This window comes from Phenylobacterium sp. (assembly GCF_004297125.1).
In the GTDB taxonomy this organism is placed as follows: Bacteria; Pseudomonadota; Alphaproteobacteria; order Caulobacterales; family Caulobacteraceae; genus Phenylobacterium.
Window position 1 is genome coordinate 192,798 of sequence record NZ_SCVD01000040.1, and the last position, 26,946, is coordinate 219,743.

Genomic DNA, 26,946 nt, shown 5'->3' on the forward strand with positions numbered 1-26,946 from the left:
CGGGCCGTAGCATTTGCTAAGCAACCGGCGTGGGACGGCGCGGCGGTTCGCTGGCGTGCAGCATGGGGTTTGGAGTGCAGATGAGCGGCGGTGAACGGCTGAGCGTGGCCGTGGTCGGCAGCGGCGTCGCGGGCCTCTCGGCGGCCTGGCTGCTGTCCCAGAAGCACGACGTCACCCTGTTCGAAGCCGATCCTCGCCTGGGCGGCCACGCCCACACCGCCGAGGCGCCGGGGCACCACGGCCCGGTCGCGGTCGACACCGGCTTCATCGTCTACAACGAGGCCAACTACCCAAACTTCACTGCCCTCCTGGCCCACCTGGGCGTGCCCAGCGTGAACGCCGACATGAGCCTGTCGGTGTCGCTGGACGACGGCGCGTTCGAATATTCCAGCTTCGGCGCCCTGGGCGTCTTCGCCCAGAAGCGGAACTTCTTCTCGGCCCGGTTCTGGGGGATGCTGCGCGACATCTCGCGCTTCTACCGCCACGCGCCGCGCGACCTGGCGAACCTGAAGGCGCCGGAGATCTCGCTGGAGGCCTACCTCGAGCAGAAGGGCTACTGCCAGGCGTTCCGCGACGACCACCTGCTTCCCCAGGCCGCGGCTATCTGGTCGACGCCGCTGAAGGAGATCGGGGCCTATCCGGCCGCCTCGCTGATCCGATTCTTCCTGAACCACGGGATGATGAGCATCTTCGGCCGCGGCCTGTGGCGCACGGTCCAGGGCGGGTCGCGGACCTATGTCGAGAAACTTGCCGCCGCTTTCCGGGGCGAGCTCCGCAAGGGCGCCCGGGTCGCGGGCGTGCGACGCGACGCCAACGGCGCCGAGCTGCGCCTGGCCGGCGGCGGCCGCGAGCGCTTCGACCAGGTGGTGCTGGCCACGCACGGCGACACCGCGCTCGCCCTGCTGGACGACCCCACCCCCGAGGAGAAGCGTCTCCTGGGCGCCTTCCGCTACAGCCGTAACCTGGTGGCCCTGCACACCGACGCCATCCTGATGCCCAAGCGCCGACGCGCCTGGTGCAGCTGGAACCACATCGGGATGCGCGCCGCGCCGGGCGAGGGGGCGGTCACCTACTGGATGAACCGGCTGCAGAGCCTCAAGGACGCTCCCGATCTCTTCGTGACCTTGAATCCGAACAAGGAGATCGCGGCCGAAAAGCTGATCAAGACCGAGGTCTACGATCACCCGCTGTTCGACGCCGGCGCCGTCGCCGCCCAGCAGGTGTTCTGGGATATCCAGGGCGTGCGGCGCACCTGGTTCTGTGGAGCCTACCTAGGCCACGGCTTCCACGAGGACGCGCTGCAGTCGGGCCTGGCCGTCGCCGAGCAACTGGGCGGGGTGCGCCGGCCCTGGACCGTCGAGGGCGAGTCCGGCCGCATCCACCTGCGCGGGCCGGCCCTGCAAGAGGCGGCCGCCTGATGGCCTGCTCCGGGCTCTACGCCGGGATCGTGTCGCACACCCGGCTGAAGCCCCGGCGCCATTCCCTGCGCTACCGCATCTTCATGCTGCTGCTGGACCTGGACGAGCTCGCCGAGCTGGACCGGGACCTGAAGCTGTTCTCGCTGCGCAGATTCAATCTCGTCGGTTTCGATCCACGCCGGCACGGCGACGGCTCGGCGATACCGCTGAAGAGCCAAGTGGAGGCCCAGCTCGCCGCCGCCGGCATCGCCCACGGCGGGCCGATCCGGATGCTGGCCATGCCGCGCATCCTGGGCCTCGGGTTCAATCCGCTGACCGTCTATTGGTGCCATCGCCCTGACGGCGCGCTCAGCGCCATCCTCTACGAGGTCAACAACACCTTCGGCGAGCGGCACAGCTATCTGATCCCGGCTGAAGACGCGCCGGTGGTGAGGCAGGCCTGCGACAAGGGATTCTATGTCTCGCCGTTCATGGACATGGACCTCAAGTACGCCTTCCGGGTGCGGCCGCCGGCCGACCAGGTCCAGGTGCTGGTGGACGTGGACGATGAGGAAGGCCGGGTCCTGGCCACCGGCTTTGTGGCGCAGCGCCAGGACCTCACCGACCGCAATCTCTTCCGCGCCTGGCTTACCCATCCCTGGATGACCTTGGGCGTGGTCGGCGCCATCCACTGGGAGGCGCTGTTCATTTGGCTGGGGGGCGAGAAGATCCGCCAGCGGCCGGCGAAGCCCGAGTGGCCGGTGACGGTGGTGACGCCCGCCAAGCTGGCGGCTTGAGCCCGCCGGGGAACCAAGCCGCGCCGGCTGCCGTTGCGCCCGATCAAAGCGCGGGCCAATTATCCATGGTCTGGCGTTCGCGCCTTTGAGGGGACTCCGATGACCAGCCTGATCCGTCGCTTCCGAGCCCTTGCGCTCGTGCTGATCGCGCCCCTGGCGCTGGCCGCCTGCGGGATCAACTCGATTCCGACCAAGGAGGAGAAGGCCAAGGCCCAGTGGGCCGAGGTGCAGAACCAGTACCAGCGCCGCGCTGACCTGATCCCCAACCTGGTCGCCACGGTGAAGGGCTACGCCGCCCAGGAATCCAGCGTGCTGATCGGGGTCACCCAGGCGCGCGCCGGCGCCCTGCAGGTGCGCTCCGACGCCGGCATCACCACCGACCCGGCCGCTTTCCAGCGCTACGCGGCCGCCCAGAACAACCTGTCCCTGGCGCTGGCGCCGATGCGGGTGCTGCAGGAAGCTTATCCGGACCTGAAGTCGAACGAGAACTTCATGGCGCTGCAGAGCCAGCTGGAGGGCACCGAGAACCGGATCGCCATCTCGCGCCGGGACTACAACGAGGCGGTCCGCGACTTCAACACCACCCTGCGGACGTTCCCGCAGATCATCTGGGCGAAGACGATGTATTCGTCCTCGAAGCCCATGCAGCTCTTCCAGGCCACCGCCACGGCCCAGTCCGCGCCCACGGTCGACTTCGCGCCGACCGGCCCCGCCGCCGCGCCGCCCGCCGGCGCCGCGCCCGGCTCGCCGCCGCCGAAGTAGGTTGGCTCCGTTTCACCGCCTCTGGGTCGCGTTCGGGCTCGCGCTGGTCCTGCCCACGCTGGCCCTTGCCGCGCCGAAATTCCCGCCGCTGACCGGACGGGTGGTCGATGACGCCCAGATTCTCTCGCCGGCGACCGAGGCGCGGCTGACGCAGGAACTGGCGACGCTGGAACAGCAGACCGGCCACCAGCTGGTGGTCGCGACCCTGCCGGACCTGCAGGGCTACGAGATCGAGGACTACGGCTACCAGCTGCTTCGCACCTGGGGCATCGGCCGCAAGGGCGAGGACGACGGGGTGATCCTGATCGTGGCCCCCAACCAGAAGAAGGTGCGGATCGAGGTGGGGTACGGGCTCGAGCCCGTCCTCACCGACGCCCTTTCCAGCCTCATCATCCAGCGGGCCATCCTGCCGGCGTTCAAGGCGGGCCAGATGGAAAAGGGCGTGGTCGCCGGGACCGAGGCGATCGCCCGCCAGATCGGCCTGCCCCCCGACCAGCAGAAGGCCGCCATCGCCGAGGCCGAGGCTGCGCCGAAGGTCACGATCAATGCCGACCAGGCCGGCGACAGCGGCGGCGGCGTGCCGATCATCATCATCGTGGTGATCGTCTTCTGGGTGCTGAGCGGCGTGCTGCGGGCCTTCGGCGGTCGCCGGCGCTCCGGCGGCAGCGGCCTGTGGTGGCTGTTGCCCTTCCTCCTGTCCGGGCCCGGTGGCGGCCGACGCGGGGGCGGGGGCTGGAGCGGCGGCGGTGGGGGCGGCTTCTCCGGCGGCGGCGGATCGGGCGGAGGCGGCGGCGCCTCCGGGAGCTGGTGATGACAAAACTCCTGCTCGGATCCGAAGACCTGGCCGCCATCGAGGCCGCCGTGCGCGCCGCCGAGACCCGTACGCGTGGCGAGATCTACTGCGTCCTGGCCGAGGAGAGCTCGGACTATCACGCGACCCCGCTGGCCTGGGCGGCGGGCGTGGCCCTGCTGGCGCCGGCGATCCTGCTGCTGTTCGGGGTGCAGGTGACCGCGCCGGACATGGGCATGTTCGGCGGCTGGACCGCGGACCAGGTGGAGGACGTCAGCGAGGCGACCGCGCGCGCGGCCTTGGTCGGCACGCTCCTGCTGCAGGGCCTGCTGTTCCTGGCGACCCTGTTCCTGGTGGCGATCCCGCCGGTGCGCCGGACGCTGACGCCGCGTGGCATGAAACGCGACCGGGTGCTGCAGCGAGCCGAGGAGCAGTTCCTGTCCAAGAACCTGCACGCGACCCGCGAGCGCACCGGCGTGCTGATCTACGTCTCCGCGGCCGAACGGATGGCCGAGCTGATCGCCGACGAGGCCATCCACGCCCAGGTGCCGGACGATACCTGGGACAAGGCCATGGCCGCGCTGACGACGGGCCTGAGGCAGGGACGTGCGGCGGAGGGGTTCACGGCGGCCATCGGCCTGTGCGCCGATGTCCTGGCCGAGCGGTTCCCGGCGCGCCCTGACGACAATCCGAATGAGTTGCCTGACGCCATAGTTGTATTGTCTCGCCCCTAAAGGGAGTAAGCTCCACGCTCAAGCTGCGGCCTATTGGACTCGGCGGTTGTCGCAGCGTCGCAGCGGCCCCAGACTGAACGCTGGCTGTGGGCGAGGCCGTTGGGGGCCGGTTTTTGGCTATGGGCGACGCGGAATCCATCGAGAGCCTGCACGAGCGGCTTCGCCGCCTTGAGGCGGCGGTGGAGGCGACCGGCCTGGGCCTCTGGGAATGGGACGTCCGCAGCGGCGATCTCACCTGGAACGACCGCAACCGCGAACTGTACGGCGTCGGGCACGGCCGCGCCTTGACCATTGAGGACTATGCCGCGCTGGTTCATCCCGACGACCGGGAGCGGATGGCCGAGGTCTATCGCGAGGCCAGCGAGCGGCCTGACGGCGGGGTCTTCGGCTACGAGCATCGGACGCTGGCGGCGCCGGGCGGCAAGACCCGCTGGCTCCTGACCCGCGGACGGGTTCTGAAGGACGCCGACGGCGTCCGGACGGTCGTGGGATCGAACCTGGACATCACCGACCGCAAGACGGCCGAGGAACGGCGCAGCCTGGTGCTGCGCGAGCTGGCGCACCGGGCCAAGAACGGCATCCTGGTCATGATGACCATCGTCGCCCAGACAGCCAGGCGGGCGGGCAGCGTCAAGGATTTCGAGCAGGTGCTGATGGGGCGCCTGCAGTCCATGGCCGACAGCCAGGACCTGGTCACCCAGGCGTCGGGCCGTTCGCTGCGGCTGGCCGACCTGCTGGCGCGGGCGCTGACCCCGTTCGACTCCTCGCGCTTCGATATCGACCCCCAGCTGCAGGAGATCAGCATCTCCAACGAGATGGTGGTGGCCATGGCGCTGCTGCTGCACGAGCTTTCCACCAACGCCGTGAAGTATGGCGCGCTCTCCGCCCCGGCCGGGCGGGTGAAGCTGGGCTTGGCCGGCACGCTCGATGGCACGGCGCGCCTGAACTGGACGGAGCTCGGCGGGCCCGAGGTGAAACCTGTCACTCGCAAGGGCTTTGGCACCCGGCTGCTGGACATCTCGCTTCGCAACGACGGCGGCCACGTGGTGGCCCGCTTCGAGCCGGCCGGGTTCCAGGCCGACATCCACTTCCCGCTGGCTCTGCGCTAACCCCGCAAGATTACAGTTCCGTCATGCAGCGGTGCTTTGCCGGATAGGGCCCGCGGAGTAGCATCTCCGAAACGGGCGGAGACGCGGCATGGCCTATACCCTCAACGTGAACGGCAAGGCGGTCAGCGCCGACGTGGACGGCGACACGCCGCTGCTCTGGGCGCTGCGCGACACCCTGGGCTTCGTCGGAACCAAGTACGGCTGCGGGGTCGCGGCCTGCGGCGCCTGCACCGTGCATGTGGACGGCCAGCCGATGCGCTCCTGCCAGATCCCGGTGGAGAGCGTCGGCAAGGCCAAGATCAGCACCATCGAGGGGATGGCCGCCCATCCCGTCGGCAAGAAGGTGCAGGCCGCCTGGACCGAGCTGGACGTGGCCCAGTGCGGCTACTGCCAGGCTGGACAGATCATGTCGGCCACCGCCCTGCTGGCCAAGACGCCCAAGCCCACCGACGCCCAGATCGACGAGGCGATGAACGGCAACATCTGCCGCTGCGCCACCTACGTCCGCATCCGGGCGGCCATCAAGCGCGCCTCCGGCCAGAAGGAAGTCTGAGCCATGACCTTCCATGACCAAACCTCTGCCGTGCGGGGGGCGAACCGCCGCGAGATCCTGACCTCGGTCGGCGCCGGCGGCTTCACGCTGGCGTTCTCGATGGCCTCCAGGGCCGAGGCCCAGGACGACGTCGCCAAGCCTCTCAACGCCTACGTGACCGTGGCGCCGAACGGCCAGGTGACCATCCTCGCCAAGAGCCCCGACGTGGGCCAGGGCGTGAAGACCATGCTGCCCATGCTGATCGCCGAGGAACTCGACGTGGCGTGGGAGGACGTGCGGATCGAGATGGCGCCGAACGATCCCAAGACCTATGGCCGCCAGTTCGCCGGCGGCAGCATGGCCACGCCGATGCATTGGGAAGACCTGCGCCGCGTGGGCGCGGTGGCGCGCGCCATGCTGATCCAGGCGGCGGCGACGGCGTGGAACTGCGGCCCCGGCGACTGCACGACCGTTCCCGGCGAGGTGATCCACAAGCCGTCCGGCAAGAAGCGCACCTACGGCTCGCTGGCGATGGCCTGCGCGAACGTCACGCCGCCCGATCCGAAGACCGTGGCCCTGAAGGACGCCAAGGACTACCGCATCGTCGGCAAGCCGGTGGTGCAGTACGACACGGCCAGGATCGTCACGGGCCAGCCCCTGTTCGGCATCGACCAGCGCCGGCCGGGGATGCTGTACGCCACCTATGTCAAGGCGCCGGTGTTCGGCGCCAAGGTGGCCAGCGCCGACCTCGAGGCCGCCAAGGCCGTGAAGGGCGTGAAGGCGGCCTTCATCGTGGCCGGCGCCGACGACGCCTTCGCGCCGGCGGGCGGCCATATCGGCCAGGGCCTGATGCCGGGCGTGGCCGTGGTGGCCGACAACTGGTGGGCGGCCAAGAAGGGCCGGGACAAGCTGAATGTGAAGTGGGCCGAACATCCCACCGGCGCCCAGTCCAGCAAGGGTTACGCCGAGCAGGCCGCCGCGCTGAACGCCGGCAAGCCGCTGCGCAACGCCCGCAACGACGGCGACGTGGACGCGGCGCTGAAAGGCGCGGCCAAGACCGTGGAAGCGGCCTACGCCTACCCCTTCCTCAGCCACGCGAACCTCGAGCCGCAGAACTGCACGGCCGAGTTCAAGGACGGCAAGCTGGAGGTCTGGGCGCCGACCCAGTTCCCCGAGCCGGGCCGCCAGCTCTGCGCCAAGACCCTGGGCATGAAGCCCGAGGACATCACCGTGAACATGGTCCGCGGCGGCGGCGGCTTCGGCCGCCGGCTGGCGAACGACTACATGGTCGAGGCGGCCTGGATCGCCCGCGAGGCCAAGGCGCCGGTCAAGCTGGTGTGGACGCGCGAAGACGACATGCAGCACGACCACTACCGCCCGGCCGGCTTCCACTTCTTCAAGGGCGGGCTCGACGCGCAGGGGAACCTGACCGCGCTGCAGGACCACTTCGTGACCTTCGCCAGCGGCACGGGCCCGACGGCGCCCAGCGCCGGCATGTCGGCGGCCGAGTTCCCGGCCCGCTTCGTGCCGAACCTGCGCTACGACGTCAGCACCATCCCGCTGGGCGTGCCCACCGGGCCTCTGCGGGCGCCCGGATCCAACGCGCTCGCCTTCGCCTTCCAGTCCTTCATCGACGAGATGGCCCACGCGGCGGGCGCCGACCCGCTGGCGTTCCAGATCAAGTTGCTGGGCGACAAGGACGTGGTGGGCGAGGCGCCCGCCGCCTATGCCGCGGGCCGCATGCGCGGGGTGCTGAAGGCCGTCGGCGAGATGTCGGGCTGGGCGAACCGCGGCAAGCTGCCCAAGGGCGAGGGCATGGGCGTGGCCTGCTACTACAGCCACCAGGGCTATTTCGCCGAGGTGGCGCATGTGGCGGTGTCGGCGGAAGGCGCGGTGAAGGCGAAGAAGGTCTGGGTGGCCGCCGACGTAGGCCGCCAGATCATCAACCCGCACGGGGCGCTCAACCAGGTGCAGGGCTCGGTGCTGGACGGCATCTCCGAGGCGCTGCACCAGCAGATCACCATCGCCAACGGGGCCGCCGAACAGAGCAACTTCACCGACTACCCGCTGATGCGGATCTCGGAGGCGTGCCCGGTGGAAGTGAAGTTCCTGAAGACGGAGTTCAACCCGACCGGCCTGGGCGAACCCGCCCTGCCGCCGGCGATCCCGGCCCTGACCAACGCCATCTTCGCCGCGACCGGGAAACGCGTCCGCAGCCTGCCGATCACGCCCGACATGCTGAAAGCCTGAACGACCTCGAGCGTACCCCGTCGATGAAGTTCAACATGGGCTGCGGCCTCAACAAGAAGCCGGGCTGCGTCAACGTCGACTCCTCGTCGGGGTCGGCGGCCGACGAGATCTGGGACCTGGAGAAGACCCCCTGGCCCTGGCCGTCGGACTGCGCCGAGGAGGTGTTCTTCATCCACTCGCTGGAGCACATGGGGGGCGACCCCAAGGTGTTCCTGGCGATCATGCAGGAGCTCTACCGGATCTCGAAGCCCGGCTGCCGGATCCACATCCACGTGCCGCACCCGCGCCACGACAACTTCCTGGGCGATCCCACCCACGTGCGGCCGATCCTTCCGCAGATGCTGAAGCTGTTCGACCGGCAGCTCAACGAGGCCTGGCGCGCCAAGGGGCTCTCGAACACGCCCCTGGCGCTCTACCTTGGCGTCGACTTCCGAATGACCGGCCAGATGACGGTCCTGGACGAACCGTTCGCCACCCAGTTCAGGGACGGCGCGCTCTCCGAGGCCGAAGTCCGCAACTTGGTCCGGCGCGAGAACAATGTGGCGAACGAGTATCGGATGACGCTGGAAGCCCACAAGGATCCTCCGGCCGCCTGACGGCGCGGCGCCCCGTCGCCAGGGTTGCCACGCCGCGCACAACCGATACCGTCCGGCGCCGGAAGACCCGCGCGGGAGATACAGTTGGCGGTCGCAGAAGAGGGGATCGCGGCGGCGGGGCGAAAGCCCTCGATCCCCGTGAAGTTCTTCTACGGCCTTGGGAACATGGGGGAGTCGTCGTTCATCACGGCGGTGGCCTTCGTGTTCTTCTACTACACGGCCGTCCTCGGGCTGTCGGGCAGCCTGGTCGGGGCCGCCCTGTTCCTGGGACTCTGCGCCGACGCCGTGGTGGATCCGTTCTTCGGGTCCTGGTCCGACAATCTCAAGTCGCGGTTCGGCCGGCGCATCCCGCTGATGCTGTTCGGCGGCCCTCTGATGGGGCTGTCCGTGGGCATGCTGTTCATGCCGCCGCCCGGCCTGCCGGACCTGGCGCTCTTCGCGTGGCTCGCCGGCTGGGCCATGGCGGTCCGGGCGTTCGTGTCGATGTTCCACGTGCCTTACGTGGCCTTGGGCGCGGAGATGTCGTCGGACTACCATGATCGCTCCAGCGTGGTGGCCTGGCGTACGGTCTTCGGGATCCTGGCCCAGGGCGGGATGACGGGGATGGCCTACTCGGTCTTCTTCAAGGGCGACGGCGGCCTCCAGAAGCCGGACGGATACCCGGCCTTCGGCTGGACGGTGGCGGCGCTGATCGCCGCCTCGACCCTGATCTCGACCGTGGGCTCGGCGCGCTACGCCGCCGCCTTGCCCAGCGTGGCGCCGGTCCGCCAGCACCTGTTGCGACGGCTTCCCGGCGAGGTGCTGGAGATATTCCGCAACGCCTCGTTCCGTGCCCTCTTCTTCTCGGCGGCCATCTGCTACACGGCCGTCGGCGTGAATTCGGCCTTCAACAGCCACGCCTACGTCTTCGTCTGGAAGTTCCAGCCGGACATGATTCAGACGGTGACCTTTTCCTTCCTGGGCGGGCTCTTCGTGGGCGTGCCGCTGACGCCGGTGGTCGCGCGGCTGCTGGAGAAGAAGACCGTGGTCCTGATCGGCATGGGGCTGGTGGCCGGCGCCTGGATCCTGTTGGGCGCGCCCAGGATCCTCGGGCTGGTCGACCTCTCGGGGGCTCCGGCCCTGCCCCTCGTCGCGGGCTTGGTTGCGGTCGCGGGCGTCGGCGCGGGCTTCTGCGCCATCACCTATCCCTCGATGATGGCCGACGCCGCCGACGAGCACGAGCACCTGTTCGGGCGCCGGCGCGAAGGGCTCTACTTCGCGGGCCTGGGCTTCGCCTTCAAGGCGGCCACCGGCCTGGGTGTCCTGGTCTCCGGCTTCGCCCTGGACATCATCGGCTTCCCCAAGGACGCCGGCCGCCAGGTCGGGCTGGTCCTGCCCGAGGCGCTGCAGGACCGGGTCCTGTTCGCCTGGGGACCGCTCGGCGCCCTGATGGTCCTGGCCTCCATGGCCATCGTCACGGCCTATGCGATCTCGCGCCACCGCCACGCCGAGGTGTCCGCCGCCCTGCGGCTGCGCCGGGGAGCCGCCGCGGAATAGCCCGCCCCGTGACGTGGGGTCACGGTTGCCATGCCCCGGCAGGGGGATACCGTTCCTTCAACAAGAACCGCACGGGAGGAACCAGGTGGCGGTCGTGGAAGGCATAGGCGGCGAGGCCGTCGCGACTCCGGCGACCCTGGATCGGGGCGAACTCCGGCCCCCCGCCGCTGTGAAGTTCTTCTACAGCATCGGGCAGTTCGTCGAGTCCGGCTATCTGGCGATCAACACCTTCATCTTCTTCTACTACACGGCGGTGCTCGGGCTGTCGGGCAGCCTGGTCGGCGCGGCGCTGGCGATCAGCATGTGCCTCGACGCCGTGGCCGATCCGCTGATCGGCTCCTGGTCCGACAGCGTGCGGTCGCGGTTCGGGCGGCGGCTGCCGGTGATGCTGCTGGCGGGGCCCCTGACCATGCTGACCATGGGCCTCCTGTTCACCCCGCCCTCGGGGCTCTCGCCCTTCCTGCTCTTCGGCTGGCTGACCCTGACGAAGATGGGCGTCCGCGGCTTCGCCTCGATGTACAACATCCCCTACTTCGCGCTCGGCGGAGAGATGTCGGACGACTATGCGGAACGCTCGCGCATCGTCGCCTTCCGGCTCCTGGCCGGCATCCTGGTCACGGTCCTGATCACCGCCCTGGCCTATTCCGTGTTCTTCGCCGGGGCGGGCGGCCTCCAGCGGCCGGACCGCTATCCGGCGTTCGGCTGGACGACCGCGGCCCTCGTGCTCGCCGGCGCCCTGATCTCGTGCGCCGGCGTCTGGCGCTACGCCGCCTCCCTGCCGCAGCCCAGCACCCCGCCGGCGCCCATGATGGGGCGGTTCGTCGGCGAGCTCGTGGAGATCTTCCGCAATCGATCCTTCCGGATCCTCTTCTTCTCCATGCTGCTCTTCACCAGCGCCGCCGGGGTGAGCACGGCGCTCAACAACCACAGCTACGTCTTCGTCTGGAAGCTGCGGCCCGAGACGATCCAGGTGATCACCTATGTCTTCCTGGCCGGCATCCTGACGGGCGTTCCACTCACACCCCTGCTGCTGCGCTGGCTGGAGAAGAAGAGCGTCGTGGGCCTGGGCTTCGCCATGGTGATCGGGGCGTGGGTCACCCTGCCGGTGGCCCGGGCGCTGGGCCTGTTCGCGCCCACGGGCGCAGAGGCCCTGCCGCCGTTGATGCTGATGAATCTCGTGGTGGGAGTCGGCTCCGGCCTGATCTTCATCGCGATCCCCTCGATGATGGCCGACGCCGCCGACGAGCACGAGCACCTGTACGGCGCCCGCCGCGAAGGACTGTTCTTCTCCGGCCTCGGCTTCGCCGGCAAGGCGGCGGCCGGTATCGGCGGCATGGTCGGAGGCTTCGCACTCGACCTCATGCACTTCCCGAAGGACGTCGGCCGCCAGGTGGACGCGCTGGTCCCCGAGGGCGTCCTGAGCGGCCTGGCCCTCGCCTGGGGACCGCTCCCGGCCGCTCTCTGTATCCTGGGAGGCCTGATCTTCGCCCCCTATGCCATCACCCGGCGGCGGCACGACGAGCTTACGGTCGCGCTGAAGCTCAAGCGGGCCGCCGACGTCAGTGCGGGACGTAGCTCCTGAGCACGTCGTCGATGATGCGTTCCAGCTGCTCGATGGTGCCGCACTGCTTGGCCACGTGGCAGAAGCGGGCGTAGCGGTTCATGACGCTGTCGCCCTGGCCCCAGTAGCTCTCGGGCTCGGGGTTCAGCCAGATCACCGCTCGGGACCGGTCGTGGATCTGGCGCATGATGTCCAGGCGCGGGTCGGCGAAATTCGACCGTCCGTCGCCCAGGAAGATCACCGTGGTCCGTCGGTCCAGGCTGTCCAGGTGCTGCTCGGCGAAGTCCTGCAGTGAGCGGCCGTAGTCGGTCTGCTGGAAGCCGATCTCCTGCAGCACCTTCAGGATCGCGCCCTCCACCGCGTTGTCGTCCAGCACGTCGTTGACGCTGATCAGCCGGCCTGAGAACGCGAAGGCGTCCATCCGGTCGACCACCTCGTTCAGCGAATAGAGGAAGGTCAGCAGGAACTGGGCGGCGGCGGCCACCGACTTGCTCACGTCGCAGATCGCCACGATCGACGGCCTGTCGATCTTCTTCACCTTCCACTCGATCTGGAAGGGGATGCCGCCGTGGGCCATGGAGCGGCGCAGGGTCTTGCGGACGTCCAAGTGGCCCTTCTGGGCGGCGCGGCGGCGGCGCGCGTATTTGGTCGCCAGCCGCTTGGCCATCTTCTTCACCAGCGCCTGCATCAGCTGGTAGTCGACCGGGTCGACCCCGCCGTCAGCGTTGAGCTGCTTCTTGGCCAGCCGTTCCTCGCGCAGTTCGCGGGCGGAGCCTGCGGCGTAGAGGTCGTGCTGGCGGGCGACGTACCGTTGGGCTTCCGTGAACAGGTCGCGGCGCGCCTGGTCCAGCCGGTCGGCCAGGCCCTGGCCCTCGCCGTTCGGCATGCGGCGCGCGTTGGCGATGATCCGCTCGATCTCCTCCAGGCCCATCTCCTCCAGCAGGCGCCGCGTCAGGCGGCTGCGCTGGGTGGAAAGCCGGATGTCGGCGACCCCGGCGCGGGCGGCGGCCTCCTCCATCGACTGCTGGATCTGGGCGTTGTCACCCTGCAGCACCGCCTGGGCCAGGGGCGAGCTCTCGGTCGCCGCCATGTCCTCTTCGGACGGCTCGCCCTGCTCCGAGGCGGATGGCGGCGGCATGCCGACCGCGTCGCGGCTGAAGAAGCTTTCGAACACGCTCTCGAACCGGTCCACCTCCTCGGCGGACTTGGCCAGCGTCGAGCATAGGGCGTCGCGGAACAGGGTCCGGTCGCCATAGCCGGTCACGGCCACGGCCCGGCTGGCGTCGATCGCCTCCGCCGGCGAGACCCGGACGTCGGCGGCGCGCAGCGCCCGGAAGAACTGTTCGAGGGTGTGCTGCATTACCGCCCCGCTAGCGCCTGTGCAGCAGTTCCACCACCTGCGGTTCCACCGCCGTGATGTCCTGCTCGAACTTCAGGATCACGTTCAGGGTGTCGCGCACCACCTCCGGCGCCAGGCTGCCCGCGTGCAGCAGCACCAGGGCGCGGGCCCAGTCGACGGTCTCGGAGATCGACGGCGACTTGCGCAGGTCCATGGTCCGAAGCGTCTGGACGAAGGCCACCAGCTCGCGGGTCAGCTTGGCCTCGATGCCGGGCACGCGGGCCGCGACGATCCGCTCCTCCAGCGCGGCTTCCGGCAGCGGGATGTGCAGGTGCAGGCAACGGCGCTTCAGGGCGTCGCCCAGGTCGCGGACGTTGTTCGAGGTCAGGAACACCAGCGGCGGGGTCTTGGCCTTGATGACCCCCAGCTCCGGCACCGAGACCTGGTAGGCCGACAGCACCTCCAGCAGGAAGGCCTCGAACGCCTCGTCCGACTTGTCGACCTCGTCGATCAGCAGGACGCAGCCGTCGTCGTGGCGCAGCGCCTTCATCAGCGGCCGCGGTTCCAGGAAGGGCTCGGAGAAGAACAGGTCGCCCATGCCGTGCAGGCGGTCCATGGCGGCGTCCATGTCGGGCGCGTCGGCCAGCGCCTCGCCCATCCGGTCCTTGAGGATCTGGGTGTAGAGGAGCTGCTTGCCGTACTTCCACTCGTACAGCGCCTTGGACTCGTCCAGACCTTCGTAACACTGCATTCGGATCAGCGGCAGGCCGAGCAGGGTGGCGGTGGAGAGCGCCAGTTCCGTCTTGCCGACGCCGGCCGAACCCTCGACCAGGATCGGCTTCTCCAGCTTCACGGCCATGAAGAGCGCGGTGGCGATGCGGCGCGAGGCGATATAGCCGACCGAGCCCAGGCCCTCGATCAGGGTGTCGACAGAAGCCAGCGGGTCGGCGGCGTTGGCCGCCGCCGGGGGGGAAATCGTCAAAATACGGTCTTTCGAAATGAAGCTCTGAAAGCCCGATTGTGCCAAGCGCGCCGCGCGCAGGCAAACGACCGTTTGAGTTATGACGCGCCGAAGCCCGCCGGATCCCGTTTCCACTCTGCATAGCGCTGCGGCAGGCATCGCGCGCAGGGCCGGTAGCCCGCGGCGATCGCGGCGGATTCGTCGGCGAAAAAGACCCGATGGCGGGCGTAATGGCCGCGGGCCAGCCAGCGCAGGGCGCTGGGGCAGTCGAGCCGGCCATAGCCTTTCAGCCGGCGATGGCCGCCGAGGATTCCCGGGGTGGCGCTGTCATAGGTCCGGCCGTCGGGGCCGATCAGGCGGAACATTCCCGATGATGGCGCGGGCGGCGGCCGGGGTCTGGCGACATCCGGCCGCTGATGCCCCTTGCTCCTCCCCCGCGAAGCGGGGGAGGTGTCAGCGAAGCTGACGGAGGGGGCGCGAGGCCGGAAGCTCGGAGCGGGCCGCCTTGCGCCCCCACCGTCTCGCCGCCGATGGCGTCGATCCACCTCCCCCTTCTAGACGGGGGAGGAGCTTTGGAAGCGGCTCACACGTCGAACTGCACGCCTTGGGCCAGCGGCAGGGTCTTGCCGTAGTTCAGGGTGTTGGTGGCCCGGCGCATGTAGGCCTTCCAGGAGTCCGAGCCCGCCTCGCGGCCGCCGCCGGTCTCCTTCTCGCCGCCGAACGCCCCGCCGATCTCGGCGCCCGAGGGGCCGATGTTGACGTTGGCGATGCCGCAGTCCGAGCCCCGCGCCGAGATGAAGGTCTCGGCCTCGCGCATGTCGTTGGTGAAGATCGACGACGACAGGCCCTGGGGCACGTCGTTCTGCAGCGCGATGGCCTCGTCCAGGTCGCGGTACTTCATGACGTAGAGGATCGGCGCGAAGGTCTCGCGCTTCACGACGTCGGCCTGGGCATCCATTTCGACCAGGGCCGGGCGGGCGTAGAAGGCCTCGCCCATCTCCACCCGCTCGCCGCCGGTGACCTTGCCGCCGGCCGCCCTGGCGTCGGAGAGGGCCTTCTGCATCAGGTCGAACCCGGCCTGGTCGATCAGCGGGCCGACCAGCGTGCCCTGCTCGCGGGGATCGCCCACCTTCACCGAGCCGTAGGCCGCCTTCAGGCGGGGCAGGAAGGCGTCGTACTGGCTCTCATGGACGAACAGCCGGCGAAGCGTCGTGCAGCGCTGGCCGGCCGTGCCCATGGCCGCGAAGGCCACGCCGCGGAGCGCCAGGTCCAGGTCCGCGGTCGGCGCGATGATCGCGGCGTTGTTGCCGCCCAGCTCCAGCAGGGCGCGGGCGAAGCGCTGGGCCAGCTTGGGGCCGACCGCGCGGCCCATGGCCGTCGAGCCGGTGGCGCTGACCAGCGGGACCTTCGGATGGTCGACCAGGGCCTCGCCCACCTCGCGGCCGCCGATGACCACCGACGATAGGCCGGCGGGGACTTCGCCGAACCTGGCGCAGGCGCGTTCGAACAGGGCCTGGACGGCCAGCGCCGTCAGCGGGGTCTTCTCCGACGGCTTCCAGACGCAGGCGTCGCCGCAGACGAAGGCCAGGGCCGAGTTCCACGACCACACGGCCACGGGGAAGTTGAAGGCCGAGATGACGCCGACCACGCCCAGCGGGTGCCAGGTCTCCATCATCCGGTGGTCCGGGCGCTCGGTCGCGATGGTCAGGCCGAAGAGCTGGCGCGACAGGCCGACGGCGTAGTCGCAGATGTCGATCATCTCCTGGACCTCGCCCAGGGACTCCGAGGTGACCTTGCCAGCCTCTAGGGTCACCAGGGCGCCCAGGTCGGCCTTGGCCGCGCGCAGCTCTTCGCCGAGCAGGCGGACCAACTCGCCGCGGCGCGGGGCCGGCACGTTACGCCACGCCAGGAAGGCGCCGTGGGCGGCCTCGATGGCGGCGTCGACGTCAGCCTTCGAGGCGTCGTGGACATGGGCCATCACCTCGCCGGTCACCGGCGAGCGGACGGGACGGTTCCCTCCGGTCCAGAGGGTGTCGGCGACGCCGAGACGGCCGAGAACGGCGGCGGCTTCCGCCGAGGCGGAGGTGATCTTGGATTGCACGGTCATGGTCTACTCGGCGGCGGCGCGAAGCTGGGGGAGAACCTCGTCCTGCGCGTAATAGCGCCCGAAGCGGTTCGCGAGGAAGGCGTGCAGCGGGATGTCTTCCTGCCGGATGAAGCCCTCGGTGGGCAGCGAGCCGTCGGTCAGCATGTCCAGCACCGCGCAGATCGCGCCGGCGGTGGTGATCTGGATGGCGCTCTTCAGCTCGCCGCCGATCTCCTGTGAGAAGACCTTGTTGACGTAGGTCTCCTGCATCAGGTGGCCCTTCTTCATCCCCGAGACGGTGACGAAGACGATGACCACGTCCTGCATGGTGGCCGGGACCGAGTTCTCCAGGATGTCCTTGAGCACGTCGCGGCGGTTGCGCAGGTTCAGGTCGTTCAGCAGCGCCTTCATGATCGCCGCGTGGCCCGGATAGCGGATGGTCTTGTAGTTCAGGTTCCGCACCTGGCCGTCCAGGGTGTGGCAGAGCGTGCCCAGGCCGCCCGAGGTGTTGAAGGCCTCGTAGGTGACGCCGTCCAGGGCGAACTCCTCGCACTCTTCCAGGGCGGGGGTCTCGCGCAGCTTGCCGTTGGTGATCGCCTCGCAGGGCTCGCAGTATTCGTTGATCACCCCGTCGGTGGACCAGGTGAGGTTGTAGTTCAGCGCGTTCGACGGATAGCGGGGCAGGGCTCCGACCCGCAGGCGAACGTCGTGCAGATGGTCGAAGTGCTTGATCAGGTCCCAGGCGGCGATGGTGATGAAGCCGGGGGCCAGGCCGCATTGCGGGATGAACGCGGTCTTGGAATCCACGGCCAGCTCGCGGACGATCCGGCTGGCGGCCACGTCCTCGGTGAGGTCCAGGTAGTGGGCTTGGGCGGCCTTGGCGGCGCGGGCGACGGCGGTGGTCAGGTGGTAGGGCGCGCAGTTCACCACCGCGAAGCAGCCCGCGATCCGGGCGGCCAGGGCCTCGGGGTCGTCGATGGCCATGGCGGCGGTGTCGACGCCCGCGCGGCCGCCCAGTTCGGCGAGCGCCTCGGCCGACTGGTCGATCACCAGGGCCTCATAGGCGCCCGAGCTGACCAGCAAATCCACGACGGTGGAGCCGATCTTACCGGCCCCGACGACTGCTACCTTGCGCATTCCACGATCCCTGTCTGACTTCGACCCAGAATCCGGTGGTCTGCGGCCATATACAATTGGCGCCCCGGCGATATGCGGGTCTATTCTGGGCGGATCGCCGACTGGATTGTGCGGAACGCCGATGGATGACCTGGACGAACACCTGCTGGCCCGGCTCCGCGACAACGCCCGCGCGCCGGTCGCCGAACTGGCCCGCGCCCTGGGCCTCTCACGCACCACGGTGCAGAGCCGGCTGGCCAAGCTGGAGCGCTCGGGGATCATCGCGGGCTATGCGGTCCGGCTGGCCGGGGCCTACGAGGCCGGCCGCGTCCACGCCTTCATCATGCTGACCGTCGAGCCCAAGCAGGCGGCGGCGGTCACCGCAGCGCTGAAGCGGATGCCGGCCGTGCGCCGGCTGCAATCGGTCAGCGGCCCCTTCGACATGATCGCGACCGTCGAGGCCGCGGGCGTCGCCGAGATGGACGCGACCATCGACGAGATCGGGGCGGTGAAGGGCGTCGAGCGCACCAACACCTCCCTGGTCCTCTCCACCAAGTTCGACCGCTGATGGCGACCATCCTCGCCGTCCACGCCCATCCGGACGACGTCGAGATCCTGATGGGCGGGACCTTGGCGCTGATGGCCGGCCGGGGCCATACGATCCGGATCGTCACCGCAACGGCGGGCGAGGGCGGCTCGGCCGAGTTCGACCCGGCCGAGACCGGCCGCATCCGCCAGGCGGAGGCCGCGGCCTCTGCGGCGCGGATCGGGGCGGACTACCGCTGCCTGGGCTTCCCCGACCTCGGCGTCTTCAACGACGACGCCTCGCGCCGCGCGGTCACCGAACTGGTCCGCTGGGCGCGGCCCGACGTGGTCATCACCGGGTCGCTCGCCGACTACCACCCCGACCATGAGGCCGTCAGCCTCCTGGTCCGCGACGCCTGCTTCGCCGCGCCGGTGGCCAACTACCGCACCGGGCCCGCCGCGGCGCTCGACGCCATTCCGGCGCTCTACTTCACCGACGCCATCGGCGGCCGCGACCGGGACGGCGCGCGGTTGAAGCGCGACTTCGCGGTGGACATCGGGGCGACCTTCGCGACCAAACGGGCGATGCTGGCCGAGCACCGGAGCCAGCAGGCCTGGGTCCTGCGCCAGCACGGCATCGCCGACCTGGGCGCCGACATGGAGGCCTGGAGCCGCCGCGTGGGCTCGGACTTCGGCGTCGAGTTGGCCGAGGGCTTCCGCCAGTACCGCCACCCGCCCTATCCGAAGGCTGCGGCGCTACAGGACCTCGTCGGCGAGGCGCTGCTCGCCAACCCCTGAGCGCGCGGCGTCGAAACGGGCCCACATCGGCGCGCACTCGACCACTTGGCGCTCCTCCATCGCGCGGTCGATGGCCATGACGGTCAGGCCGGCCTCCATCGACTCGTAGGGCGTCACCGGGAACGCCCCCCGGCCTTCCAGCGCCGCCAGCAGGTCCAGCGCCATGGCCTGGTCGGCGCCGTTGTGGGCGTCGGCGGTCACGCCGCCGTATTCGATCTTCTCGGGCTTTCCGCGGAACAGGGCGCGCCGGACCATCAGCTTGTTACGCACCAGGTCGGCGATCAGGGTCCCCTCGGTCCCGGCCACGTACCAGCGCCGTTCGGTGAGCGCCGTGTGGCTGTTGGCGTGGAAGGAGAGGCGCACGTCGTTGGCGTATTCGATCATCGCCACCTGGTGATCGGTGACGTCCATGTCGGACTGGAAGGCGTCGTTGGCCGCCCCCCAGCCGGCGTCTCGCAGGACATAGGCGTCCGAGCCGTCCTCGTAGGTCCGCGGCGGCTCGCGGCGCTCCGAGGTGAAGATCCGCCGGCCCCCGAAGCTGGCGACGCGCTCCGGCCGGGCGCCCACGAGGCGTCCGAACACGTCGAAATCGTGGACCACCTTGTCGAGGAAGTACGAGCCGCCCCACGCCTGCTTCCGACGCCAGTTGCGGGCGATATAGCCGCCGTGGTCGGGCGCCAGGTGCTCGGTGGCGTCGATGGAGACGATCTCGCCCAGGTCGCCGGAGTCCACGCGGCCCAGCACGTCGCGCACGATGGGCAGGGAGCGCATGACCAGGCCGACGTAGACGGGCGGGGACGCGCCCGCGAGGCGCCGCGCCAGCGCCTCGGTCTCGTCCTCGGTGCGGACGATCGGCTTCTCGGCGAAGATCGGGACGCCCGCGTCCAGCGCCAGCATCAGGTGCTCGAAGTGCAGGTGGTTCGGCGCGCCCAGCGTCAGGAGGTCGAACGGGCCGGCGCGCAGCAGTTCGGCAGGGCTGTCGAACGCCCGGCCGGCGTGGATGCCAGCGGTCGCCAGGATCGGCGCGCCGACGGGCGCCGGGTCCGCGTGCCCCACGACGTCGAGGTCCCAGCCCACCTCCTTCATGGCGGCGAGCACGTGGGCGATGCGCTGGCCAAGGCCGATCACGCCGATGCGGTAGGTGGTCATGGGCGCATGATGCCCCGGCCAAACACACTCGTCATCCCACGGCCGCCTGCCAGGGCGGACCGGGGGACCCAAGCGGAGATGAGGTCGGTGGCGAGGCCGTTTGGGGCCGCCGGATCAGCCTGCGCCCGCGGCATATGGACCCGATGCGGATTCCTCCGGCGACAGCCGCCCGCCATGGCCCAGCTTCACCATAGGTGTCGGATTTTCCAGCCTTTACCCGACTTCAACGAACCAGGTTCAAAACGAAGGTGAGGTACAGGTTCCACGTTCGATGAAATCCCTCTCCCGCCGGTTCCTGGTCAGCGTCGGCATCATGACGCTGGTCGTGACGATCTTCAGCACCCTGGGGGCCTTCGTGGTCTTCCAGCGCGAGCTGTCGAATCGTCAGATCGGCTACCTCGAGGACTATGTCCGCGAGCGCTCCAGCAACGTCGAGCGCCGGTTTTCGAACCTGGCGGCGCTGCACAAGGCCGCCGGCGAGGAGCTGGAGCGGCGGATGAACCGCCTGTCCGACGCCGAGGTCGACCGCCTGGCGGACATCTATTTCCCGGTCCGCCCCGACGGCACGCGCCGCAGCCGCGACCGGTACTTCGACGGCACGATGCAGGATGGCCAGTACATCTATGGCATGGGCGCGCTGATCGGGCGCGCCGACGAGCTGACCCGAGATGAGAAGCGGGCCCTGGTGGCCTCGTTCGAGCTGGTGGCCAACTTCGGCCAGGCCGCCCGCAAGGATTACGACAACTTCTATTTCTTCGTGCCGCCGCAGACGCGGCTGGTGCTGTTCGGCCCCGACCGGCCGGACAAGCTGATGTTCTACCGCCATGAGGCGCCGGCCGACCTCGATATCTCCAAGGAGGAGATGTCGAGCCTGACGAGCCCGAAGAACGACCCCGCCCGCGTGACCCGCTGCACCAACCTGCAGCGGCTGATCCAGGACGAGGTGGGCGAGCGACTGGCCACGGCCTGCCTGACGCCGGCCGATGTCAACGGCCGCCAGGTCGGGGCCTTCGGCTCCTCGATCGAATTGACCGGCTTCCTGGCGAACGCGGTCAAGACCTCGCTGCCGGGCGCCTCGACCCTGCTGGTCACCGCCAAGGGCGAGATGATCGCCTACCCGGGCTTCACCGTGCCGGGAAAGGCGGCCGAGAAGACCGTCGCCGACTACGAGCGCCGCCTGGGCCTCAAGGCCCTGGTCGCCGCCATCAACAAGACCGGCCGTCCCGACGGCGTGATCACCAGCCCGGACGGCAACCAGATCGTGGCGTATGGCCGCCTGGCGGGCCCGGACTGGTACATGATGCTGACCTATCCCAAGGCGTCGGTCGCCGCGTCGGCGGCGAAGTCGGCGTCGTGGGTGCTGGGCCTGGGGGCGTTGGCGACGGCGCTGCAGACCCTGCTGGTCGTCTATCTGGCGCGGCGGACCATCACCTGGCCGCTGCAGCGGCTCGCGGATTCCTGCGAGGCCGACGAGGCCAAGCGGCCCGACGTCGGCGTCGAGGAGCGCCGCAACGACGAGATCGGCGTCCTGGCCCGCGCCCTCAGCGCCGAGCGCGGCAAGGCCGAGGTCGCGATGGCTTCCCTGGAGGACCGGGTGCGAGAGCGCACGGCCCAGCTGGAGCGGGCCAACGCCGAGAAGTCCCGCTTCCTGGCCAACATGAGCCACGAGCTGCGCACGCCCCTCAACGGGGTGATCGCCATCTCGGAGACCCTGTCGCGCCAGCAGGAGACGCCCAAGGGCAAGGAGCTGGCCGAGCTGATCGTCTCGTCCGGCCGGCTGCTGGAACGCGTGCTCACCGACATCCTCGACTTCTCGAAGATCGAGGCGGGCGAGATCAAGCTGGCCCGCGACGAGTTCGCGATGTCGACCCTGGTCAGCCGGATCGCAGAGCTGCATCGCGCCTCCGCCGAGACCAAGGGCCTCGACTTCTCCTGGTCGGTGGCGCCCGAGGCCGACCGCCGGTTCGCCGGCGACACGGTGCGCCTGACTCAGGTGCTGTCGAACCTGCTCTCCAACGCCGTGAAATTCACCGAGGCCGGCGAGGTCCGCCTCGAGGTGGACGCCGCGGGCGGGACCGTGGGCTTCACCGTGGCCGACAGCGGCATCGGCTTTGACGAGGAGGTGCGCGCGCGCCTGTTCCGCCGCTTCGAACAGGCGGACGCCTCGATCCGCCGCCGGTTCGGCGGCACGGGCCTGGGCCTGGCCATCAGCCGCTCGCTGGTCGAGCTGATGGGCGGGTCCATCGAGGTCGCGTCCGAGCCCGGCCGCGGCTCCACGTTCTCGGTCCAGGTTCCTCTCGAACGCGTCGAGGGCGAGGCCGAGGAGGTCGACGACAATCCCTTCGAAGGCTTCGACATCGCCGGCGCCCGCGTCCTCCTGGCCGAGGACCATCCCACCAACCAGAAGGTGGTCCAACTCGTGCTGGACTCGGTCGGCATCGACCCGGTGATCGTCGAGAACGGGGCCCTGGCCCTGGAGGCCCTGCGCACCGAGCGGTTCGACGTGGTGCTGATGGACATGCAGATGCCCGAGCTGGACGGCCTCTCGGCCACCCTCCAGCTCCGCGTTTGGGAGCGCGAGCAGGGTCTGCCGCGCACCCCGGTGATCATGCTGACCGCCAACGCCCTGGACGAGCACATGAAGGCCAGCTTCGAGGCCGGCGCCGACCAGCACCTCTCCAAGCCCATCCGCGCCGACGCCCTGATCGAAGCCATCATCCACGCCATGGCCGAGAGCGAAGCCCGCGGCGAAGAGGCGGCGGCCTAGGGTCTCAAGTACACCGGGTTACCCAGCAGCCAGAGCTTGCCGTCCGGGCCGCGCACCTCGACCCGCAGCCACTTGGCCCGGGTGACGTCGACGCTCAATGTCCGGGTCTCGTCGGCGGCAAGCGGCTTGCGGTCGGGCCACAGGTTGTCGACGGCGCCGCTGGGGACCGTGATGTCCCCGCCCGCCGCGCCCACGACGTGGATCTCGACCTCGACGGTCTTCGCCGCGCCGTAGGCCAGAGTCTCGCCCATCGTGGCCGACCTGCCGCCCGCGCGGACCGTCACGTCCAGCAGCCGATCCTTCGTCCCTTGGGTGTCGATGAAGACCCGCCCCTTGCGGATGCCGTCCAGGATGGCGTCCTGGCTGAGGTTCTCGGCGTGGACGACGGTGGTGGGCGCCCCCACGCCGCGCAGGCCGGTCAGGCTGGCGTCGTGGTTGTCCGAGCCGCCGACCGCGGTGACGTGGAAGCCGTCGTTCAGGCGCTGGGTCCAGAACGGGATGCCCGACAGCGGGCCGGAACTGTTGATCCCGTTGATCGCCTCGATGGCGGGAATGCGGGCGAAGTCGGTCTTCGCCGTCCAGCCGCAGCCCATGCAGGTCTCGCCCGACGGCTGGCCGGGATGATTCAGCGAGATGACGCCCTTCGCCGCCTCCACCTGGTCCAGGATCCTGTTCAGGTCGGGCGCGCGCGGGCCGCCGAGCTGGAAGTCCAGCGGGGCTGTGACGCCGAAGACGTTGGCGTGGCCGTGGAAGGTGGTGACCTCGCGGCCGGGGATCAGCAGCAGGTCGTCGTAGTAGGGCTGCAACTCGGCCAGGTCCTGGAAGTGGGCCGGGGTGTTGTGGTCGGTCACGGCCACGAAATCGAGGCCGCGCGCCGAGGCCGCCTCCAGGCTCCTGAATAGCGGGCAGGGGATGCGCTTGCCGGTGTGCGAGGCGCACGACCCGTCCGAATGCTGGGTGTGCATATGCAGGTCGCCGCGGTACCAGCCCGGCCCGGACTTCAGCGGCGCGTCCGCGAAGCCGTGGAACACCGCGGCGCGGTCCTGGGTGATCCTGGCGGTGTAGTCGGCCCGGCCGTCTTTGCGCAGGTTCGGAACGCCCAGGATCAGCTTCCATTCCCCAGCCGGCAGCGGGCCGGGCAGGTAGGACGGCGTGGCCCAGGTGTCGGTGATCGTGAACTTCGCCTTGTTGCCGCCGCTCCAGCCCCGGAACCGCTGCGGGTCGCGGACGCCCAGGTCGATCACCGACTTCTGGTCCTTGCCGGTGTAGGCGAACTCGACGCTGACCGAGGTGGTGCCGGCCGGCACGCGGAACGGGACCTCGCGATAGGTCTGGTGGTCGGCGCCGGTCATGACCCCGGTGAGCGTCAGGGTCTCGGCGGCGGCCGGAAACGCGACGAGCGCGGCGGCCGAAGCCACCGCGCTCGCGATCATCGAAGCGAGAGCCGCCCGCATCAGAAGCGGTAGAGGATGGCGGCCTTGAAGGTCCGGCCGAGCTCGGGCCGGGCGAGGTAGTACTTGGAGCCGACCTCGCCGGAGATGAACTGGCCGGCGCGAGGATTGCCCTCGGTCAGCCCGATCTCGTTGGTCAGGTTCGTGGCGTAGCCGTAGATCGTGACGGCGTCGGTGACATTGTACCGGACCTGGGCGTTCAGCAGGAAGTAGTCCGGGATGGTCAGGGTGTTGGCCAGGTCCGAGAACCGCTTGCCGAAGTACTGCAGGTCCAGCTCGGCGCGCAGCTTGCCGTCCAGCAGGTTCACCCCCGGCGTGGCCCGGAAGCTGACCTTCGGCGTGCGGGTGATGGTGTGGTCGGTGAAGTCGCGCGCCCGCAGGCAGTCCGAACCCGCCGTGGTCACGTCCGACGGCAGCGGACAGGCGCCGCCCACTTTGGCGACCCGCTCGTTGAAGATGAACTTGCCCAGGTGCGGGTCCTGCAGGGTGGCCTGCACGGTCATGTCGAACCACTCGGTCGGCCGCATCTGGCCTTCCAGCTCGAAGCCGTAGGTCTCGGTGGAGGCGAACTCGGTGCGGCTGATGAAGCTGTTGGTCGCCAGGTCGAAGACGGTCTCGCTGAAGCTCTGGCTGTCGAACTTCGTCAGGAACCCGGTGAGGTAGACCGAGAACATCGGCCGATCGACCTTGATGCCCGCCTCGTAGAGGTCGCTGGTCGAGGACCGCGGCGCGGTGTTCGTCGGGTTGGTGATGAAGTCGCCCAGCGACGGCAGGCGGAAACCCTTGGTGTAGCGGGCATAGGCGCCCACGTCGGGGTTGAACTGGTAGTTCACGGCCACCGAGCCGCCCCAGTCGTCGAACTTGCGGTCCAGCGGCGTGAAGACCCCGTTGCCGCTGATCGCCTGGTCGTCGGCGAAGCTGGTCGTCTGGTTGAGGTTGATCGTCGAGCTGCCCTCGTTGCGGCCCGAGAGCTTGATGTGCTCCCAGCGGGCGCCGAAGTCGACGCGCAGCTTGTCGGTGATCTGCCATTCGTCGGCCGCGTAGAGCGCCCAGGTGTCGGACTTGCCCTCGGCGTTGTTGAACTGGGTGCCGTAGCGCGAGAACCCGTTCTCGGTGAAGTTGGCCACCACCTGGCCTGCCGCGTTCACGCCTTGCAGGTTCAGCAGCCGGGCGTTGTCGCGCACGTCGATCAGCACGCTGGATCCGGCCTGGAAGAAGGTCTCCTCGGCGTTGGCGTAATAGATGCCGAACGCCACGTCGTGGCTCTGGCCGCCGACCTCGAACCGGCGCTGGAAGCGCAGGTCGTTGATCACCTCGTCCAGGGTGATGTCCTGGGTGCGCATCGCCGCGTCCATCACCAGGCCCTGGCCGTTCTGGTTGGCCACGTCGAACGCCTGGCCGCCGTTGACGTAGGTCAGCCTACCGCTGACGACGCCGAGCGAGGCGCCGCGGGCCACGTCGCGGGCGATCCGCACCGAGGCCGCTTCGGGCGTGTTCGGGAACAGGGCCGAGCGGGTGAAGTCGCTGGTCCGGTAGCGGAAGCCTTCCTTGATCTCCCAGCCGGCGAACTCAAGTGTCCCCTGGACCGTGTACTGGGTCAGCTTGATGTCCGAGCCCTTGGTCTGGTCGAAGTCGAAGGGGCCACGGTTGGTGCGGAAGACGAGCTTGCTGGTCTCCGGGCCGGCGAGCGTGCCGTAGTTGGCGTCGAAGCCCGGGATCTCGGCGGTGCCGCCGTGGGAATTGAAGGTCAGCGGCACCGGCAGGTAGAAGATGGTGTTGTCGTCGATGTGCTTGACGTTCAGGTCGATGGAGCCGCCTTCAAAGTCGCGGCCGACCGAGAACCGCACCTGGCCGCCCTCGTTGCCCTTGAAGCCCGGGTCACGGACGCCGTCGTCCGAACGGTAGAAGCCGCCCAGGCCCACGCGGAACCCGGCGACGGGACCGCCGACCCAGGCGTCGCCGCGCCAGTAGCCCCAGTCGCCGATCTCCGCCTTGGCGAGGCCTTCGAACTGGTCCGAGCCCTTGCGGGTGATGAAGTTGATCGTGCCGCCCGGCGCGTAGGAGGCGAAGATCGAGGACGGGCCGCCGCGCACGACCTCGACGCGGTTCACGGTCTCGTCCATCCGGAACGAGAAGTCGGTGTTGAGGAAGCCCAGGCCGCCGTCGTGCTGCACGGGCAGGCCGTCTTCCTGCAGGGCGATGGCCGCGAAGCCCTCGATCGGGATGCCGCGGGCGCGGATGTTGGCGCCGCCGACGCCGCCCGAGGCTTCCACCCACAGGCCGGGCACATTCTTCAGCACCTCGGCCACGCTGGGCGGGGACTGCATGCGGATCTTCTCTTCCGAGACGGTCGTGATGGCGTACGAGGCCTCGACCTTCTTCTGTCCCTCGGTCCCGGCCCGGCCGGTGACCACCAGCTCCTCGACCGTGGAGGGGGCGTCCGCATCCGCCGCGAAGGCGGGAAGGGCGCAGGCCAGGGCCGATACGGCGGCCGCAGCGAAGAGAACTGGCTTCATCGAGATCCCCCTGGGAGCATTCAAAGGAGCTCTCTTAGGCTCCCCTGTTATCGATTACATGACAGGATGATGGAATATGCAATCCATGCTGCGTGGAGAATGGAAATATTCAGCCATGCTAATTTTGATACGAGGATGCCAAATGAGGGGGCGGGGCCGGCCTCTCGCCTGGCA

General features: G+C 69.4%; 22 protein-coding genes. 14 read left to right on the top strand and 8 right to left on the bottom strand.

Going from position 1 to position 26,946, the window contains the following annotated elements; translation table 11 throughout:
• The first annotated feature begins 80 nt into the window (after positions 1 to 80).
• The 11 genes from EPO51_RS27520 (at position 81) to EPO51_RS27570 (ending at position 12,085) form a co-directional block, all read left to right on the top strand.
• Complete coding sequence (locus EPO51_RS27520) at positions 81 to 1,418, top strand: NAD(P)/FAD-dependent oxidoreductase (protein WP_293357391.1); 1,338 nt, start codon at positions 81 to 83, stop codon at positions 1,416 to 1,418.
• Positions 1,418 to 2,194: a DUF1365 domain-containing protein gene (locus tag EPO51_RS27525; RefSeq protein ID WP_293357392.1), complete on the top strand. Its 777-nt coding sequence runs from the start codon at positions 1,418 to 1,420 to the stop codon at positions 2,192 to 2,194. The genes EPO51_RS27520 and EPO51_RS27525 overlap by 1 nt, the downstream gene beginning before the upstream one ends.
• A gap of 99 nt (positions 2,195 to 2,293) precedes the next feature.
• A complete protein-coding gene (locus EPO51_RS27530; protein ID WP_293357393.1) occupies positions 2,294 to 2,956 on the top strand; it encodes a LemA family protein in 663 nt (220 codons plus the stop codon).
• Between the two features lies 1 nt (position 2,957).
• The gene (locus tag EPO51_RS27535) at positions 2,958 to 3,767 is read left to right on the top strand and encodes a TPM domain-containing protein (protein WP_293357395.1); all 810 of its coding nucleotides are present in this window, start codon (positions 2,958 to 2,960) and stop codon (positions 3,765 to 3,767) included.
• On the top strand, positions 3,767 to 4,480 hold the full coding sequence (locus tag EPO51_RS27540) for a TPM domain-containing protein (protein WP_293357397.1): 714 nt from the start codon (positions 3,767 to 3,769) through the stop codon (positions 4,478 to 4,480). The genes EPO51_RS27535 and EPO51_RS27540 overlap by 1 nt, the downstream gene beginning before the upstream one ends.
• Before the next feature lie 119 nt (positions 4,481 to 4,599).
• Positions 4,600 to 5,589: a sensor histidine kinase gene (locus EPO51_RS27545; RefSeq protein WP_293357399.1), complete on the top strand. Its 990-nt coding sequence runs from the start codon at positions 4,600 to 4,602 to the stop codon at positions 5,587 to 5,589.
• A gap of 88 nt (positions 5,590 to 5,677) precedes the next feature.
• Positions 5,678 to 6,142, top strand: a complete 465-nt coding sequence (locus tag EPO51_RS27550; protein WP_293357401.1) for a (2Fe-2S)-binding protein — start codon at positions 5,678 to 5,680, stop codon at positions 6,140 to 6,142.
• A gap of 3 nt (positions 6,143 to 6,145) precedes the next feature.
• Positions 6,146 to 8,371: a xanthine dehydrogenase family protein molybdopterin-binding subunit gene (locus tag EPO51_RS27555; RefSeq protein ID WP_293357403.1), complete on the top strand. Its 2,226-nt coding sequence runs from the start codon at positions 6,146 to 6,148 to the stop codon at positions 8,369 to 8,371.
• Positions 8,372 to 8,394: 23 nt separating this feature from the next.
• Complete coding sequence (locus tag EPO51_RS27560; RefSeq protein ID WP_293357405.1) at positions 8,395 to 8,967, top strand: class I SAM-dependent methyltransferase; 573 nt, start codon at positions 8,395 to 8,397, stop codon at positions 8,965 to 8,967.
• 84 nt (positions 8,968 to 9,051) lie between these two features.
• A complete protein-coding gene (locus tag EPO51_RS27565) occupies positions 9,052 to 10,503 on the top strand; it encodes an MFS transporter (protein WP_293357407.1) in 1,452 nt (483 codons plus the stop codon).
• Between the two features lie 85 nt (positions 10,504 to 10,588).
• Positions 10,589 to 12,085, top strand: coding sequence for an MFS transporter (locus tag EPO51_RS27570; protein WP_293357409.1), 1,497 nt, complete (start codon positions 10,589 to 10,591; stop codon positions 12,083 to 12,085).
• Here the strand turns inward: EPO51_RS27570 and EPO51_RS27575 are convergent.
• The 5 genes from EPO51_RS27575 to EPO51_RS27595 all read right to left on the bottom strand — a co-directional run bounded on the left by EPO51_RS27575 (position 12,063) and on the right by EPO51_RS27595 (position 17,587).
• Positions 12,063 to 13,424: a vWA domain-containing protein gene (locus EPO51_RS27575; RefSeq protein WP_293357411.1), complete on the bottom strand. Its 1,362-nt coding sequence runs from the start codon at positions 13,422 to 13,424 to the stop codon at positions 12,063 to 12,065. The genes EPO51_RS27570 and EPO51_RS27575 overlap by 23 nt on opposite strands.
• 10 nt (positions 13,425 to 13,434) lie before the next feature.
• On the bottom strand, positions 13,435 to 14,385 hold the full coding sequence (locus EPO51_RS27580; protein ID WP_293357413.1) for an AAA family ATPase: 951 nt from the start codon (positions 14,383 to 14,385) through the stop codon (positions 13,435 to 13,437).
• Positions 14,386 to 14,462: 77 nt separating this feature from the next.
• Positions 14,463 to 14,729: an Ada metal-binding domain-containing protein gene (locus EPO51_RS27585; RefSeq protein WP_293357415.1), complete on the bottom strand. Its 267-nt coding sequence runs from the start codon at positions 14,727 to 14,729 to the stop codon at positions 14,463 to 14,465.
• Positions 14,730 to 14,947: 218 nt separating this feature from the next.
• Positions 14,948 to 16,471, bottom strand: coding sequence for an L-piperidine-6-carboxylate dehydrogenase (amaB, locus tag EPO51_RS27590; protein ID WP_293357417.1), 1,524 nt, complete (start codon positions 16,469 to 16,471; stop codon positions 14,948 to 14,950).
• Positions 16,472 to 16,474: 3 nt separating this feature from the next.
• Positions 16,475 to 17,587: a saccharopine dehydrogenase family protein gene (locus EPO51_RS27595; RefSeq protein WP_293357419.1), complete on the bottom strand. Its 1,113-nt coding sequence runs from the start codon at positions 17,585 to 17,587 to the stop codon at positions 16,475 to 16,477.
• Positions 17,588 to 17,708: 121 nt separating this feature from the next.
• On the opposite strand from EPO51_RS27595, the gene EPO51_RS27600 reads away from it, so the two are divergent.
• On the top strand, positions 17,709 to 18,134 hold the full coding sequence (locus EPO51_RS27600; protein ID WP_293357421.1) for an Lrp/AsnC family transcriptional regulator: 426 nt from the start codon (positions 17,709 to 17,711) through the stop codon (positions 18,132 to 18,134).
• On the top strand, positions 18,134 to 18,889 hold the full coding sequence (locus EPO51_RS27605) for a PIG-L deacetylase family protein (protein ID WP_293357423.1): 756 nt from the start codon (positions 18,134 to 18,136) through the stop codon (positions 18,887 to 18,889). The genes EPO51_RS27600 and EPO51_RS27605 overlap by 1 nt, the downstream gene beginning before the upstream one ends.
• Here the strand turns inward: EPO51_RS27605 and EPO51_RS27610 are convergent.
• Positions 18,848 to 20,038 (bottom strand): Gfo/Idh/MocA family protein, encoded by a 1,191-nt coding sequence (locus EPO51_RS27610; protein WP_293357425.1) that lies wholly within the window; start codon positions 20,036 to 20,038, stop codon positions 18,848 to 18,850. The genes EPO51_RS27605 and EPO51_RS27610 overlap by 42 nt on opposite strands.
• Before the next feature lie 271 nt (positions 20,039 to 20,309).
• Here EPO51_RS27610 and EPO51_RS27615 point away from each other — a divergent pair, with 271 nt between their 5' ends.
• Entirely contained in the window at positions 20,310 to 22,805 is a 2,496-nt protein-coding gene (locus EPO51_RS27615) for an ATP-binding protein (RefSeq protein WP_293357427.1), read from the top strand.
• On the opposite strand, the gene EPO51_RS27620 is transcribed toward EPO51_RS27615, so the two are convergent.
• Positions 22,802 to 24,238 (bottom strand): CehA/McbA family metallohydrolase, encoded by a 1,437-nt coding sequence (locus EPO51_RS27620; RefSeq protein WP_293357429.1) that lies wholly within the window; start codon positions 24,236 to 24,238, stop codon positions 22,802 to 22,804. The genes EPO51_RS27615 and EPO51_RS27620 overlap by 4 nt on opposite strands.
• A 20-nt stretch (positions 24,239 to 24,258) precedes the next feature.
• The gene (locus EPO51_RS27625; protein ID WP_293357431.1) at positions 24,259 to 26,772 is read right to left on the bottom strand and encodes a TonB-dependent receptor; all 2,514 of its coding nucleotides are present in this window, start codon (positions 26,770 to 26,772) and stop codon (positions 24,259 to 24,261) included.
• Positions 26,773 to 26,946: the final 174 nt, after the last annotated feature.